This is a genomic window from Bradyrhizobium sp. UFLA05-109 (genome assembly GCF_054185165.1).
Genome location: NZ_JBBIAR010000005.1, coordinates 35,098 through 49,107 on the forward strand (window position 1 = coordinate 35,098; position 14,010 = coordinate 49,107).

The window sequence follows — 14,010 nt, forward strand, 5'->3', positions numbered from 1 at the left end:
CCCCTATATAAGGGGTTGTTCCGGCGCGGCTTAGGCTTCGATTAGGCTTTAGACGTAGGCTTGGGTTTGGCCCGGGTGCCGGTTTGGCCGAGGGGAGACCCGTGCAGACGACGCTGCTCGGATTAGCGATTGCCTTCATCATTGCGCTGCTGGCCGCTCTGATCGGGCCTTACTTCATCGACTGGAACCAGTTCCGACCCCAGTTCGAGGCGGAGGCGAGCCGAATCATCGGTGTCCCGGTGCGGGTTGCCGGCCAGCTCGATGCACGGCTGTTGCCGGCGCCGACGCTGCGGCTGCGCTCGGTCACCTTCGGCAGCAACAACGACCTCGGCAAATTGCGCGCCGACAAGCTGGACGTCGAATTCAGCCTCTCTTCGCTGATGCGCGGCGAATGGCGCGCCACCGAGCTCACGGTCAATGGCATGGCCGCCGATCTCGGCCTCGATGCCAAGGGTCGGGTCGACCTGCCATCCACGGCGAGCGGCAGCTTCAACCTCGCCTCGCTCGCGATCGAGCGGCTGAACCTCACCGGTCGCATCGCGCTTCATGATGCCGCCAGTCGCTCGACGCTGGAGCTCAGCGACATCGCATTTGCCGGCGACGTCCGCTCGCTTGCGGGCTCGGTGCGAGGCGACGGCAACGTCACCGTCTCCGGCACGCGCTATCCGTTCCGCGTTTCCTCCGGCCCGAGCCCCGACGGCACCGCCACCCGTCTCCACGTCAATATCGATCCCGGCGAGCGCGCGATCCTGGCCGATCTCGAAGGCGTGCTCGCCTTTGACGGCCGGCTGCCGAAATTCGACGGCGCGCTCACGCTCGCCGTGCCGTCAGCCAAGGACACCTCAAGGGACAAGCCGGCAGCCTCCGGGCCGACGCCGTGGAAGCTCACGACGAAGCTCAAGGCCGATCCGTCGCTCGTGAAGTTCGACCAGATCGAGGCGAGTTTTGGTCCCGAAGACACCGCGCTCAAGCTCGCCGGCGTCGGCGACCTCAAGTTCGGCGCTGCGCCCCTGCTGCGCGCGAATTTGTCGGCGCGGCAGCTCGATGCCGACAAGCTTGCGGCCAAGGACAATACCGAGCCGCTGCGCATCCTGCCGGCGCTGCGCGCAGGGCTCGCCGCCATTCCGCAGGCGCCGATCCCGGCGCAGATCTCGTTCAGCTCCGAGCAGATCATGCTCGGCGGCCGGCCGCTGCAGAACATCGCCGCCGAGCTGCAGACCGACGGCAGGTCCTGGACCTTCCAGCGGCTCGATCTGCGCGCGCCGGGCATGACGCAGGTCGCGCTCAACGGCGCCAGCCCCGGCGTTGACAGCTTCAGCGGCCGGCTCAGCATCGAATCCTCCGACCCCGATACGCTGGTGGCCTGGCTCCAGGGCCGCAGCGAGATCAATCGCCGCAGCACCAAGCCGTTGCGCCTGAGCGGTGACGTGACCGTCGCCGCCAATCATCTCGCGATTGACAAGCTGAAGGCCGAAATCGAGGGCGGCGCTGTCGAGGGCCGCATCGCCTTCGTGCAGACCGCCGCGAACAAGGGCTCGCGGTTCGACGCCGAGCTGAAGGCCGACCGGCTCGACCTCGATGCAGCCGCAAGCTTCGTGCGCGGCCTCGCCGGGCCGCAAGGTGAATGGCCGGACGAGGCAAGGCTGTCGCTCGACGTCGGTCGCGCGATCTCGGCCGGGCAGGAGCTGCGGCCGTTTGCCGCCAAATTCGGTTACAGCCCGGCCGCGCTGTCGCTCGAGCAGTTGCAGTTCGGCCAGGCGAGCGACGTGACGACGGAGGCGAGCGGCAGCTTTGATCGCGCGCATGCGACCGGCAGGCTGTCGCTGAAATCGTCGGCCTATTCGCTGGTGCAGCTCACCGCGCTGATCAACCCGATCGCGCCGGCGATTGGCGCGCGCTTCGAGCGCCTCGAGGCGCTGCCCGGTCCGACGCGCCTCAAGCTCGATCTGAGCCTGGACAAGAACGCCGAGCACGCCGATCGCACCAATGCGCGCGCCGCGCTCGATCTCGATGCGCCGCAGTTGAAGGGAACCGCGACGCTGTCGGCGCAGACATCGGCGGCGGCGATCAATGGCCTCGATCTCGACAAGCTGCGCAACAGCGACTTCACGCTGGAGTCGAAACTCTCTGCGCCGCAGGCGAGCACGCTGCTGATGCTGTTCGGCCTCGACCGCGCGGTCGCGGCAGGCGAGGGGGCTTCGCAGGTCGAAGCCAGGGTCAGCGGCGTCTGGGGCCGGCCGCTTCAGCTCAACGCGAAAATCGCCGGCGGCGGACTGGACGCGGACGCGCAGGGCAGCGTCGAAATGTCGACGCCGGATCCGAAGGCCAGCGTGAATTTACGCGTGCGCAACGCCAATGTCGCGCCGCTGTTTGGGATCGGTGCGGGCGAGAAGTCAGCGCAAAACGTCAACCTGTCCTCGCGCCTGACCTTGTCCGGCAACAGGCTGACTTTTGACGATCTCGACAGCACCGCCTCGGGCTCGCACCTGCGTGGCCGTGTTGCGATGACGCTGGACTCGGAGAAGAGCATCGACGGCGAAGTCGGGCTCGATACGCTCGATCTCGTGCCGACGCTGGCGGTGGCCATCGGCGCGGCCGGGCGCGATGCAGACCAGCCGCTCGCGGCAGGGCTTCTCAACGGCTGGCGCGGCCGCATCGTCTTCCAGGCCCTGCGTGGCGGATTGCCCGGTGGCATCGAGATGCGGCCCTTCAGCGGCACGATCCGCAATGACGGTCAGTCGCTGGCACTGGATTCCCTGAAGGGCGGCATCGGCGGCGGCGAGATGACCGCAAGCATCGATGCACGCGATAGTCCGGGCGGCCTGTCGCTGAACGCGCGCATCCAGCTTGCCAATGTCGATGCGACAGTACTGCGTTATCGCAATCTCGCCGTCCCCAAGGGCCGTGCCTCGGTGCAGATGGCGCTGTCGGCCCAGGGCCGCAGCATTGCGGCGCTGACCGGTGCGCTCGCCGGCAACGGCACCGTGACGCTCGACTCGGCCGAGCTGACCGGGCTCGATCCGCTCGCCTTCGAGCTCGCGATCCGGGCCAGCGATAACGGCCAGGTCGCTGATGACGCAAGGCTCAGGCACCTCGTCGAGGCGGCGCTGTCAGCAGGCCCCCTGAGGATCGGCTCGGCGCAGATCCCGTTCACGATCCGCGACGGCCGCCTGCGCGTCGGCGCGACCACGCTGGAGGCTAAAAACGCCCGCGCCATCGTCTCCGGCGGCTATGACATTCCCGCCGACCAGGCCGACATCCGTGCCAGCCTGACGCCGATCATGACCGGCCTGTCTGGCGCGCCTCCGGAAATCCAGCTGTTCGCGGCGGGGCCGCCGGACAAGCTCAACCGCACCGTCGATCTCACGCCGCTGTCATCGTGGCTGGCGGTGCGGACGATCGACCGCGAGACGCGGCGTCTCGATGCCATCGAGCGCGGCGAGCCGCCGCCGGCGACCGCGGCACTGCCGCGACTCGTGTCACCTGACGCTGCGCCAGAGCTGCCGCCGCCGGCCGACGTGCCGGTGCCCGGCCGCGATCCTCGCCGCACCCAGCCCAAGGCTAAGGTCGAGCCAAAGGCCGCACCGGCACCGCGGCCGCCGCTGGCTGCACCGGTTGTACCGAGCCCTTCGGTCTCAAGCCCGCCGATCGCGAGCCAGCAGGTGGCGCCGCTTCCGCCGCCGATCGAGGTCAGGCCGGCGCCCGGTCCTCCGCCGCCAAGGCCCAAGCCGAAGCCGCCGCTGATCCTGGTGCCGCAGTCCAATCCGTAAGACCCGCATGCCGGTGCAGGCGCGAGGCCCTGCATGGTCGTAAAGCTATTCGCGCAAATTTGAGGGAATTTTGCTCGGAAAAACTGATTTCCCGATTTTACCGAATTCTCGCGTTTGACGGCTAGGGTGGTTCCCAGAGGAATTCGGCGTCCTGCCAAGTGGACAGGACGGCCCGCCAAGAACTGGGGACATTCGCCATGAACGAAGCGAAATCGCTTCTGCAGGATCTGGATGACGCGATCGCGCGCGGCACCGACGAAAGCCGTGCACGTGCGTTGTGGCATGCGACCGACCTGTTGATCACCGGCCGCTACAGCGCCGACGAGATCAGCATGTTCGGCGAGGTGATCGGCAAGCTCGCGGACGAGATCGAGGTGGCGGCGCGGGCGCAGCTCTCCGATCTGATGGTCGCCTGCGACCACGCCCCGCTCAACGTGCTGCATCAGCTCGCCTTCGACGACGAGATCGCGGTCGCCGGCCCCGTTCTGCGCGAGTCCGACCGGCTCGACGAGAAGACGCTGATCGAGAACGCCCTGAGCAAGGGGCAGGATCACCTTCTGGCGATCTCGCAGCGCAAGTCGATCGGCGAGGCCGTGACCGACGTCCTGGTCAAGCGCGGCAATCAGGAGGTCGTCACCTCGGTCGCCAGGAACGAGGGTGCGCGCTTCTCCGGCTCCAGCCTGCTGCACATGGTGAGGCGCGCCGACGGCGATTCGATCCTCGCCGAGCAACTCGGCCTGCGCAAGGATGTGCCGCGGCACATCTTCCAGCAGCTCATTGCGAAAGCGTCGGAGGACGTCCGCCGCCGGCTCGCGAGCGAGCGGCCGGAGATGATGTCGCAGATCCAGAGCTCGGTGACCGACGTCACCGGCGACCTGCAATCGAAATTCGGGCCGTCCTCGCGGACCTATTTCGTCGCCAAGCGCCTGGTGACGACGCAGCACCGCCAGGGCAACCTCAACCAGGATTCGATCTCGAACTATGCGCGCCAGCACCGTTTCGACGAGGTGCAGATTGGCCTGTCGCTGCTCTCGGCGCTGCCGGTCGACGTGATCGAGCGCGCGCTGATGGACCGCAATCGCGAGATGCTCCTGGTGCTGTGCAAGGCGCTGAATTTCTCGTGGGACACGACGATGTCGCTCCTGTTCCTCGGCGCCAAGGATCATCTGATCACCGCGCGCGACCTCAAGGACAACGAGCGCGATTTCGGCCGGCTCAAGATCGAGACGTCACGCAGCATCCTGAAGTTCTACCAGTCGCGCAAGAACAGCACCGCCGCCGATCCGGCCGCAGGCCGCAGCGCCGAACTCCAGATGCATTGAGCGTCATCGGGAAATCGAGAGGGGAATATTTGCCATGTTGCCTCAATTCGGCACCGCAGCCCGCAAGAATCTTAACAAGAATCTCAACAAGAACCTCAACAAGCCACTCAACGCCGACGCCGGCGGGGCGAAACCGGACAAGGCATCGGTCGACGCGGCCTGGCTCGTGCTCGAGGCCGCCAACGATCTCGGCGACCACGCCGCCGTGGAGGCCTGCCGCCGGGTGATCGACGCTGATCTCAACGGCACCGCCGCAGGCCGCTCCGACCTCGACCTCGTGCTGGACTATTTCCGCTAAAGCATGATCCGGAAAAGCGTGAAGCGGTTTTCCCTCGCGACAAACGCTGAACGCGTTTGCGCGGAGATCATGCACAAACAATAACCTAAAGCGCGATGACGATTCATCCTAATCTCATCGCGCTTTAGATCGAGCGATCAGTCCCGTAGCCCGGATGGAGCGAAGCGCAATCCGGAACGGTCTTATCCGCCGGCACCAGATCCCGGATTTCGCTGCGCTCCATCCGGGCTACGCGCCCTTCTCGATAATGACAGGCTGTAGGTGGGGTAGAGCGAAGCGAAACTAATCGCTTCGCTCTAGCTCATCGTGCTCCCGAGGAAAGAATGAAGCGGCGGTCGAGCTTTTGGACCGGACGGGCGTTCATGGGGTAGAGCTTGGCGAAACGCGCGATATCGTCTTCGGCAGCTTCTATCCGGCGCGCGAAAACGATCCAGTCGACCGTTTCGCTGCATGGCGGGGTCGTTAGTGACCCCTCGTAGTGAAAATAGGCCCGCTCAGCCGGCAGCAAGCCGTTGGGATCGATCGCGTGATCCGCAGGAACGGGCGGACCTTCCTCTTCCGGCATCGTCGAGACGATCCTGTTGAACACCGCGTTGCGCCTGCCTGGAGCGATGAAGACTCCGACCACCGCCAGTCCGCCGCCCTCTGCGGCATGAACGAAATGCGCCTCCATCGCGAAGGGCTTGCCTTCGAGATGGTGTTCGCTTGGGTGATGGAAGTGAAACTGCGTCAGCTTGTAGCTGCGCCCACCCATGTTGAGCCTGTCGCCGTCCGCGAAGCTGAGCTGAATGGTGTGCCCGTTGTTCACGATCGTGTCGGGGCGCTTGCTCCAGCGCAGGACGAGTGAGGACTGCCGGGCCGTGATGGCGCCGGTGATGTCAACGGGTGACTGTTGGTGCCCGATCCCGCAAGCCTGGTCGGCCGCATCGAGGCTGCCCCACTCGTCAGGTCCGGTTGCGCCCTCATAGCTCCAATGCGGGTGGTTCTCGGCTGCGAAACCGGCCGGCGCGCATAGTGGACAAGCGGCGAGTCCAGCGAAAGCCTTCAAGAGCTGACGACGATCCATGCGTGTGTCCCTCCAGGTGGAGCGGTCCCGGTCTTCCGTGCGTCGGCCGCTCGGCGCCGTTCAGCCATTCTGCCGCACCACGTCGTGGGCATCGCCGACTGATCCCGGAAGGGCTGCGGCGGCGTTGATCTTGATCAATGGTTTGGGCCGAGAACCACATGCAATAGCCTGTTTCCGTCCGCGGACAGTTGGACCATGGCGATTTCCGGCCTCGTTTCGGTGCCTCACAGGTATCGCGCTCTGGGCGGTGATGGTGCCCGCGGTCTATCTTCCTGGGAGAGCACTGCCATGCGCGATTCCGCTGACCGGCCGAGCGTGATGCACGCCCATCTGCGAACCCCGAGAGCCGCCGCCATCGCTGGGGTCGTGTTCTCGATCCTGCTATTCGCGGTATTCGTGCTGATGCGGCATTCGGTGCCGCGAGATCCTCTGGAAACGGGCGCATGGCTGCACACCGGAGCGACCAACGTCGTGATCGCGTTAAATCTGGTGCCTTTTGCAGGAATAGCCTTTCTCTGGTTCGTCGGTGCGCTCCGCGACAGGCTTGGTCGGCGCGAGGACCAGTTCTTCGCAACCGTGTTCCTTGGCAGCGGTTTTCTGCTCCTGGCGATGTTGTTTGCGGCCGCGGCTGTCGTCGGCGCGATCATCCTGGCATTTCACGCCTCGCCGGAAGTTCCGGTCGATTCGGTGACGTTCCATTTTGGACGCGCGCTGGCCTACGGAATGATCAACATCTACGTGGTGAAGACAGCATCCGTTTTCATGATCACGACGTCGACGATCGGCATCTACACCGGCCTCACGCCGCGCTGGCTGGCGCTTGGCGGATACGCGATCGCAGCGGTCCTTCTGGTCGGCAGCTACTATTTCGACTGGAGCATCGTGGTGTTCCCGGTTTGGGTTCTCCTGATCAGCGTCAGCATTCTCGCCGACAAGAATGCCGCGACGAGCGGACAGGTCCTATGATGCCGTAGCCCGGATGGAGCGAAGCGCAATCCGGGGTCTGGCGGCAGCGGACCCGACCATCCCGGATTTCGCTTCGCTCCATCCGGGCTACGCGTGCTGGCCCCGAAGACTGCCCATTCAAGCGCGCGCGATGAGATGCGCGCGCGAGGGCGAGGGCTCGAATTGGTCGGCGAAGTATTGCGTCTCGTGCGCCACCAATCCTTCGCGGAATTCCATGATGCTCACTGCGTAGGACGGGATGTCATCATAGCTGAGCGTGAATTCAGTCACCCAGAGATCGCCGCTTCCAACGATGCGCCGGATCGCAAAGCGCTTCTTGTTCGGCTGCAAGAACCGGCTTTCCTGGATGTTGTGCCGGCCACGGATCCGTTCGCCCGATTGCGGATAGTCAAGCACGGCATCCTCGCGGTAGATGCCATGCTCGACGTCGAAATCTCCCGCGTCCGACGCATTCCAGTGACGCTCCAACGCAAGCCGCATGGTTCGGTCATCCATATGAACCTCCTGCATGGTGGCCGAGCAAAGCTCGGAAAAAATGCGCCCGGCTAGCGGGCGTGCTGAACGCGCGGCTTCAAGTCTATCAAGCCCCGATCCACAAGCGTGCGGTGGAAACGGCATTTCCGTTCGGAGGCCGATGCAAAGTAGGATGTTCCGCAATCGTCAAGCAAGCTCGCACGCGTGGCGAATATCGGGTCAAGCGGGAGGCCCGCACGTCGCAAGGCGACAGTTCCAAGAAAAGCGATATCGAGGTCCGCGCCTCGTCCGGGCTCAAAGTGAGGGATATTCAAAGCCTCGATCGCATAGAATGTACGGAACGGACGCCGGGTGTCTTCCGGGCCTTCGAGGTGCCGATCGATCCTTCTCGTTAGCACGGGTTGATGGTCCCCATAGTGCATCACAAGAACGGGGCGCCCCGCAAAAGTGTTCCCCAGCTTCGCTCTGAGCTTTTGCCAGGTCGAGGCGGTCTCGACCAGGCGCGCGTAATATTCGGCATATCCGGCATCGGGAAGGCTCGCCAAGGCAAAGGCGCGCTCCCTCTCGAACTGCCCGGGCGGCACCAGTTGCCGATCATGCGGGCCGTGATTGAAGTTGGTCAGCACATAAAGAAATTGAGGGGACGGGTCGGCGGCAATCCTCTCGGCATGAGCATCCATCACCGCTTCCAGGAACATGGCGTCCGAATTCGTCGCTTCGAAACGTCTGATGTCGAAGGACGGCGGAAAATCGTCAATGAAGATGCGTTCGTCGATGCCGATCGAGCTATAAAACTCATCATAGTCGAGAAAGTCACGACGGCAGCTCGATGTGAGGGTCGTCTTGTAGCCGAGCGAGGCCAACGAGCGCGGCAGGCTGCTGTGGAATCGGCCTGCGCCTTTCCTGAAGAGGTAGTAGGCGCTTGAACCGAAGCTGGCGCTTGAAAGACCGGTCAGCAGGCTGAATTCCGACTGCCACGAGCCGCCACCGTAGATGTCCACGTTGAGGCGCCCGAATTCTCCCTCTGCCGGAGACAGGAGCGCTTCGACGACCGGCTCGATCGGCAGACCAAAAATGCGCGGGTCGAAGATCGATTCGTGCTGGATGACGATAATGTCCGGACGCTCGCTGGAGCGCGCAGGCATTGCCTCCCTCAGCGGCAACGGTTCGTTTGCGATATCGCTCAGAGCCAACCCATTGAACTGCCGCCAGGACGCGGGGTCGATGAGCGAGGCCATGAAGGTGGAATAAAAGCATCGTCCTTGCGTCAAGGTCAGGCGCAAGGACGTGGCGCCCTTGATGGCGGAAGCCTTCGCGAAACCGATGAGTGCAAGGCAGAACAAGGGAATTCGAAAGACCACGGAAATCGGAGATCCGGCGGCATAGACCAGAACCGCGATCGAAGCGAAAGCGAGCAGGATGCCGGCGACCAGAACACCCAGCATCATGCGTGGGTATTGCAACACGAAGAATGGGACCGTGCCTGCAAATGCAAGCGGCACATCGGAAACGATCAGCTTGAGTGCGCTGTGCTTGAATTTCACGATCGATACGCCGGCGATTGCGAAGGCCAGCATGCCGGACAGCAGGATCGCTCTCTCGAAATCGGCAACAAAGATCAGCAGCAGAGCTGCGTTGAGGAAGAGCGCCGCGATCGCAAACAGCAGGTGTTCAACGCTGCGTTCTGTCAGCGCAACGGCGCAGATAGTCGTCACAAGTGCCAGGGTCAAAGCCATGGCAACAGGATGCCCTGAGCAATCAGTTTCTTCAATTCGGCTCTCGGGCTATGAGCGCCGGCCTTTTGTCGAGTATCCCCAGCCAAAGGCTAGTTCGTGCAGCGCAGCAAACGCCGCAGCCCTGCGGACAAGCCGCGCTCTGTCCGCGCCAGTGTCTACACCGGGCCGTGCGAACCGGGTGGAACCATGTAGAGCGTCATCGCGAAGATCGTGTAGATGAAAAGCAGGAGAGCGCCGATGAACCACGCCGATCGGCCGCTATTGGTGATGAAACTCGTCACCACGGTGGAAATCATGACCATGGTCACTGCCCCGGGCCAGAATTGAAGGTCCATCGGCTGCGGCCCGACGACATAGCTGAGCAGCACGAGAACGGGGGCGACGAACAAGGCGATCTGGGCCGCGCTTCCGAGCGCGATGCTCACGCTCATATCGAGCCGGTTGCGGCGTGCCGCGCCAAATGCCACGGCCATCTCGGCCGCGGCGCCGACCAGGGCAACCACGATGAAGCCGACGAACGCCGGGCTCATGCCGAGCGTTTCGGCCGCCTTCTGCACGGACTCGACGAAGATCTCGCTGACCAGCGCGACCAGCACGGTCACGATTCCCAGCGTCGGAATTGCCACCGCGATCGGCAGCATCGGTCCGGCCGCTTCGCCATGCTCGCTGCCGGCGAACAGCTCCTTATGCGTCTTCAGCGAGAACAGCATGCTGAGGCCGTAGGCCGCGATCAGCAGGATCGCGAGGGAAACACTCAAGCGATGCACCGCCGTCTCGCTTCCGGGGAAATTGAGGTCGGCCACGGCGGAGGGCGACAACAGGGCGATCGTGGCCATCAGCAGCAGCGCGGAATAGAGCCTGCCGCCGGCGCGGTTGTAGTCCTGGATGCGGTGTCGCAGTCCGCCCAGAAACAGGGACGCGCCCAGCATGAACAACGAATTGGTCACGATCGCACCCGCGATCGAGGCCTTGACCAGCATGTACTCACCGGCATGCAGCGCCGTTACCGCGATGATCAGCTCCGTCAGATTGCCGAGCGTGGCATTCAACAGGCCGCCGACCGCATCACCGGTCTTCTCGGCCACGGCCTCCGTGGCGTGGCTGAGTAGGCTCGCGAGCGGAACGATGGCAATCACAGCCAGCACGAATAGAAGCGTATGCGCGTCCGGCGCGATGCGCTCGAGCGCGATCACCACGGGCACGAAGATGAGCAGCCATAAGAGCGGGCTGTGCCGGATTTCCTTGAGCAGTGCGTCCATGGTCGATCCTTCACGATCGGATCTCGACGCTGAGGCCGGGAACCGGCTCAGCATTGATCTAGCTCAACGGTACGCGCGACAGCGAAATGCGTGAAGATTTGAACTCGGAGGTCATGCGTACGGCGTCGCTCGGCGAGTTGCAGCGAACGCGTGCCAGACCAATATGCAGGGAAAGGAAACGAAGAGGCTCGTCGCCGTCAGGCGACGAGCCTCGCGCGGGCTTCAATAGCAGGGCGGATAGGGATAGTAGCCACAAGCCCGGCGGTAGCCATAGGCACCATAGGCCGCGGCTCCCGCCGCCGCCGCACCGTAATAGGCGCGCCGATGCACTCTGCGGTTGACGCCTGCAACGCTCATGGGTGTCAGTGGCCGCCCGACGCGCGCCTCGGCGCGATCAACGGACACCGACAGGGCCTCCGTCGGCGAATAGCTGAACGACAAAGGGGCTGCGGTTAGGAGTGCGGCACTCACGATCAGTCCAAGAAGCTTGGCATGTCTAGTCATTTGCTCTCTCCTTGCAGGACATGAGAAGAGGTGACATGCGATGGGGGCCCGCCATTGATCGAAATCAATGCGGAACCAGCTGCGGTCAGGCCCAGCCTCGGTCTGGTCGTGGTCGTCACTGCCGGCGTCTATGACTTCGCGGGTGGAGGTCATCAGGACCTTGCCGGCAATATCGTGCGTGAGACGTCGCTGCGCGCGGCGGAGAATTAGGGTTGATTTCGTCGCGGCGCGACGCTCTGAGCAGTGGAGAGCTTTACATGATTCGATTCGCGTTCGCGGGACTTGCGATGCTGGTGCTCGCGGGCTCAGTCGCTGCGGAGGAGGACAACGGCCCTGCGCTGGTTGATCTCTTTGCCAGGACCTCTACGGCCGGCGTTGCCGAGCGAAATAGAACGCATCGCGTCAGGACTGGGCTTCGTCAACGGAGACGCTCCGGTCACGGCTCAAATGGAGCGCGGGCCCGGAATCGACGTTCTCTATTCGGCAAGATTGACGAAGCGAGGCCAGACTGTCGGTATGACCGCCTATTTCGCCGGTCCCGCCGATGGTCCGACCGTGACGTGCGCGCTGACGGCCGTCGGCGCGTCAGCCGAAACTCTGCCCGGTCTCATTGAGAAATCATTGAATGTTCACGACCGAACCGACGAAGCGATCGGCGACGACGATCGAGTTCGGGCGAGCTGGCGCGCAGGCGCGGCGGAAGCCGGCGACATGTTCGAAATGTGGGCGCACCGAAATCCGCCGCGGCGCGCCTCGATCCACATCGTGTATCGCAGCCACAAGCGGTGAACGAGCTCGGCGTAGCCTTGTCTTGAGGCAAGTCGTTTCGCTGGCCAGGCTGTCCCCACGCTTTAACCCTGCGCTCCTGGTGCGCTACGGGCCTTCCGGCGAAGGATCCGCCGAATGACTGACCCTAGCTCCAGCGAAGAAATGAGGAGTGATTTCGTCATCGCAGTTCACGCTGCACTGCGAACTATCAATGGACCCCTTGTTCCCGTCTTCTGAGCAGGTAGGAACGCCCTCCCAACGAGGCACGTTGAATGGTGGCCGATGCAAGCCATGGGAGCGAACTATGGCTGACAGCGCTGAGCTTCTACGCGGATGCCGTGTTCTCGTACTTGAGGATGAATACCTTCTGGCCGACGATCTCGAGCGAATGCTCCGAGAGCATGGCGCGGAGGTGGTCGGCCCCATTGCCGCCGTAAGAGAGGCATTTGACGCCGTGATGCGAGACGGCTTTGACATGGCGATAATGAATGTGACCCTGCAAGGTCAGAACGCCTTCGACTTGGCAGACGAACTGACGCGGCAAAGAGTTCCATTCATGTTTGTGACTGGCTTCGCAGCAAAAGCCATTCCCGATCGCTTTCGCAGTGTGAAGCTGCGAGAGAAACCATGTGTCGCCCGAGACATTGCCAACGATGTCGCGCATCTGTGCACGGAACGTGCGGCGCGGCGCGGCCTCTGAACTTGGACTATGCCGGTGCCGCCCCACAGTTCATGTTAGCTAATCCCGGTAGCGGCAGAACTCGTCCCCGGGCCCTAGTTCAAGCGTGGTCCAGTTCTCGAAGGATTTGATCGCGGTGCGCAACGAATTGCGTTTGCGTGCAGACGAATGTTTCCAGGAGTGCGCGGGCCAAAGTTGTGTCATGCCCATGATGTTCGAGGTCTTCGATACGCTGTTCTTGATCGGAAACGTTCCGCTTGCCACACAGCAGGTGGTGCTCAGCCTGTTCAAGATGTTGAAGTTGCCGGGCCCGATCCATCTTGCTCTCCTCGCAGTAGGCGGGAGCGCAATGGTCTCTCAGCCACCGACGCCTATGGGCAGAGCCTCAGCCGGTGATGAACGATGGTAGCTCCGGTTACGGACCGGTCACAAGGGCGGAAAATCGGAAAGCGATAACGTGGCGACGTCAGATCGAACGTGAACCGTTTCAAGTTCAACTTGATACCTGTTTCCCAGACCGAGCGTCTCCAGTTCCAACAGTCGCAAGATTGGCCTTCGTTCCAGTATTCACCTATTGACGCGAAACATTTTCTCGCTCCGTAACTTAGGTTAATCGTGGGGCCGACCAAAGAAGTCGCGTCATGGAACCGATCAGCCGAATATCGGACCGCATCGACCATAAGACTGCCCGGTCGATCTGCGACGAGGTGGGTGACAGGTTGCAACAGAACTTATCTCGCCAAACTTCGCCCCTGCCGTCCTATCTCGAACGTCTCATCGATGAGTTGCGCAAACAGGAGCGTCGTCAAAATGATGGCGTCGAAAGCTGGCGCGCCCTGCGCGCCCGCTGACTGGCGCGGCCGTGTGAGGGTGACGTCAGCGCGGAACGGAGCTGCCGCATTTCGAGGCAACTGCCTAGTTCATCTTCCTGCGAAACTTCTCCGCGATCTGACGTTGCAACTCGGCGTATTCTTCCGCGACCTTGCGCGCGTCTTCTGTACGATCTGGACGCTCTCGCTCCCGTGGCGGCTTCTTGTCGTCATCCTGATCCATCGGCACTCCTCCACGCCGCGCAACGGCAGAGGACCGAAATCGTTCCTATTGGCGCGATAAGGACACTTTTGCCATCGCTGGCTCTTCACGTTGCCGCCGATAATCGCCCTTGCCG

15 protein-coding genes are annotated in these 14,010 nt (G+C 63.1%); 8 read left to right on the forward strand and 7 right to left on the reverse strand.

The window, feature by feature from the left end:
- Window positions 1-101 precede the first annotated feature (101 nt).
- The 3 genes from Q3C01_RS04565 (at window position 102) to Q3C01_RS04575 (ending at window position 5,390) form a co-directional block, all read left to right on the forward strand.
- Complete coding sequence (locus Q3C01_RS04565) at window positions 102-3,770, forward strand: AsmA family protein (RefSeq protein WP_458144138.1); 3,669 nt, start codon at window positions 102-104, stop codon at window positions 3,768-3,770.
- A gap of 197 nt (window positions 3,771-3,967) precedes the next feature.
- Window positions 3,968-5,092 (forward strand): DUF2336 domain-containing protein, encoded by a 1,125-nt coding sequence (locus tag Q3C01_RS04570; protein ID WP_458144139.1) that lies wholly within the window; start codon window positions 3,968-3,970, stop codon window positions 5,090-5,092.
- A gap of 34 nt (window positions 5,093-5,126) precedes the next feature.
- Window positions 5,127-5,390, forward strand: a complete 264-nt coding sequence (locus tag Q3C01_RS04575; RefSeq protein ID WP_458144140.1) for a hypothetical protein — start codon at window positions 5,127-5,129, stop codon at window positions 5,388-5,390.
- Between the two features lie 301 nt (window positions 5,391-5,691).
- Here Q3C01_RS04575 and Q3C01_RS04580 read toward each other — a convergent pair whose 3' ends face one another.
- Window positions 5,692-6,456 carry a carbonic anhydrase gene (locus Q3C01_RS04580; protein ID WP_458144141.1) on the reverse strand — a complete coding sequence of 255 codons (765 nt, stop codon included), beginning with the start codon at window positions 6,454-6,456 and terminating at the stop codon, window positions 5,692-5,694.
- 288 nt (window positions 6,457-6,744) lie between these two features.
- Here Q3C01_RS04580 and Q3C01_RS04585 point away from each other — a divergent pair, with 288 nt between their 5' ends.
- Window positions 6,745-7,422, forward strand: a complete 678-nt coding sequence (locus tag Q3C01_RS04585) for a hypothetical protein (RefSeq protein WP_458144142.1) — start codon at window positions 6,745-6,747, stop codon at window positions 7,420-7,422.
- 117 nt (window positions 7,423-7,539) lie between these two features.
- Here the strand turns inward: Q3C01_RS04585 and Q3C01_RS04590 are convergent, their stop codons facing one another.
- The 4 genes from Q3C01_RS04590 to Q3C01_RS04605 form a co-directional block, all read right to left on the reverse strand.
- A complete protein-coding gene (locus Q3C01_RS04590; protein WP_458144143.1) occupies window positions 7,540-7,917 on the reverse strand; it encodes a nuclear transport factor 2 family protein in 378 nt (125 codons plus the stop codon).
- Window positions 7,918-7,967: 50 nt separating this feature from the next.
- Window positions 7,968-9,632, reverse strand: coding sequence for a sulfatase-like hydrolase/transferase (locus tag Q3C01_RS04595; protein ID WP_458144144.1), 1,665 nt, complete (start codon window positions 9,630-9,632; stop codon window positions 7,968-7,970).
- 155 nt (window positions 9,633-9,787) lie between these two features.
- Entirely contained in the window at window positions 9,788-10,891 is a 1,104-nt protein-coding gene (gene cax, locus Q3C01_RS04600) for a calcium/proton exchanger (RefSeq protein ID WP_458144145.1), read from the reverse strand.
- 222 nt (window positions 10,892-11,113) lie between these two features.
- On the reverse strand, window positions 11,114-11,395 hold the full coding sequence (locus tag Q3C01_RS04605) for a hypothetical protein (RefSeq protein ID WP_458144146.1): 282 nt from the start codon (window positions 11,393-11,395) through the stop codon (window positions 11,114-11,116).
- 54 nt (window positions 11,396-11,449) lie between these two features.
- On the opposite strand from Q3C01_RS04605, the gene Q3C01_RS04610 reads away from it, so the two are divergent.
- From Q3C01_RS04610 to Q3C01_RS04620, 3 genes are all read left to right on the forward strand, one after another.
- Window positions 11,450-11,605, forward strand: a complete 156-nt coding sequence (locus Q3C01_RS04610) for a hypothetical protein (protein ID WP_458144147.1) — start codon at window positions 11,450-11,452, stop codon at window positions 11,603-11,605.
- 306 nt (window positions 11,606-11,911) lie between these two features.
- Window positions 11,912-12,184 carry a hypothetical protein gene (locus Q3C01_RS04615; protein ID WP_458144148.1) on the forward strand — a complete coding sequence of 91 codons (273 nt, stop codon included), beginning with the start codon at window positions 11,912-11,914 and terminating at the stop codon, window positions 12,182-12,184.
- Window positions 12,185-12,467: 283 nt separating this feature from the next.
- Entirely contained in the window at window positions 12,468-12,863 is a 396-nt protein-coding gene (locus Q3C01_RS04620; RefSeq protein ID WP_458144149.1) for a response regulator, read from the forward strand.
- A 79-nt stretch (window positions 12,864-12,942) separates the two neighbouring features.
- Here the strand turns inward: Q3C01_RS04620 and Q3C01_RS04625 are convergent, their stop codons facing one another.
- Entirely contained in the window at window positions 12,943-13,161 is a 219-nt protein-coding gene (locus Q3C01_RS04625; protein WP_458144150.1) for a hypothetical protein, read from the reverse strand.
- A 322-nt stretch (window positions 13,162-13,483) separates the two neighbouring features.
- Between Q3C01_RS04625 and Q3C01_RS04630 the strand changes: the two genes are divergently transcribed.
- Window positions 13,484-13,693, forward strand: coding sequence for a hypothetical protein (locus tag Q3C01_RS04630; RefSeq protein WP_458144151.1), 210 nt, complete (start codon window positions 13,484-13,486; stop codon window positions 13,691-13,693).
- A gap of 64 nt (window positions 13,694-13,757) precedes the next feature.
- Here the strand turns inward: Q3C01_RS04630 and Q3C01_RS04635 are convergent, their stop codons facing one another.
- Window positions 13,758-13,895: a hypothetical protein gene (locus tag Q3C01_RS04635; protein WP_458144152.1), complete on the reverse strand. Its 138-nt coding sequence runs from the start codon at window positions 13,893-13,895 to the stop codon at window positions 13,758-13,760.
- Window positions 13,896-14,010: the final 115 nt, after the last annotated feature.

What these genes read in the sequence shown, in the direction of transcription:
- Q3C01_RS04620 (WP_458144149.1), top strand. Translation starts at nt 12,468, where the DNA reads ATGGCTGACAGCGCTGAGCTTCTACGCGGATGCCGTGTTCTCGTACTT.
- Q3C01_RS04580 (WP_458144141.1), bottom strand. Translation starts at nt 6,456, where the DNA reads ATGGATCGTCGTCAGCTCTTGAAGGCTTTCGCTGGACTCGCCGCTTGT.
- Q3C01_RS04585 (WP_458144142.1), top strand. Translation starts at nt 6,745, where the DNA reads ATGCGCGATTCCGCTGACCGGCCGAGCGTGATGCACGCCCATCTGCGA.
- Q3C01_RS04615 (WP_458144148.1), top strand. Translation starts at nt 11,912, where the DNA reads ATGACCGCCTATTTCGCCGGTCCCGCCGATGGTCCGACCGTGACGTGC.
- Q3C01_RS04605 (WP_458144146.1), bottom strand. Translation starts at nt 11,395, where the DNA reads ATGACTAGACATGCCAAGCTTCTTGGACTGATCGTGAGTGCCGCACTC.
- Q3C01_RS04630 (WP_458144151.1), top strand. Translation starts at nt 13,484, where the DNA reads ATGGAACCGATCAGCCGAATATCGGACCGCATCGACCATAAGACTGCC.
- Q3C01_RS04625 (WP_458144150.1), bottom strand. Translation starts at nt 13,161, where the DNA reads ATGGATCGGGCCCGGCAACTTCAACATCTTGAACAGGCTGAGCACCAC.
- Q3C01_RS04635 (WP_458144152.1), bottom strand. Translation starts at nt 13,895, where the DNA reads ATGGATCAGGATGACGACAAGAAGCCGCCACGGGAGCGAGAGCGTCCA.
- Q3C01_RS04590 (WP_458144143.1), bottom strand. Translation starts at nt 7,917, where the DNA reads ATGGATGACCGAACCATGCGGCTTGCGTTGGAGCGTCACTGGAATGCG.
- Q3C01_RS04570 (WP_458144139.1), top strand. Translation starts at nt 3,968, where the DNA reads ATGAACGAAGCGAAATCGCTTCTGCAGGATCTGGATGACGCGATCGCG.
- cax (WP_458144145.1), bottom strand. Translation starts at nt 10,891, where the DNA reads ATGGACGCACTGCTCAAGGAAATCCGGCACAGCCCGCTCTTATGGCTG.
- Q3C01_RS04575 (WP_458144140.1), top strand. Translation starts at nt 5,127, where the DNA reads ATGTTGCCTCAATTCGGCACCGCAGCCCGCAAGAATCTTAACAAGAAT.
- Q3C01_RS04595 (WP_458144144.1), bottom strand. Translation starts at nt 9,632, where the DNA reads ATGGCTTTGACCCTGGCACTTGTGACGACTATCTGCGCCGTTGCGCTG.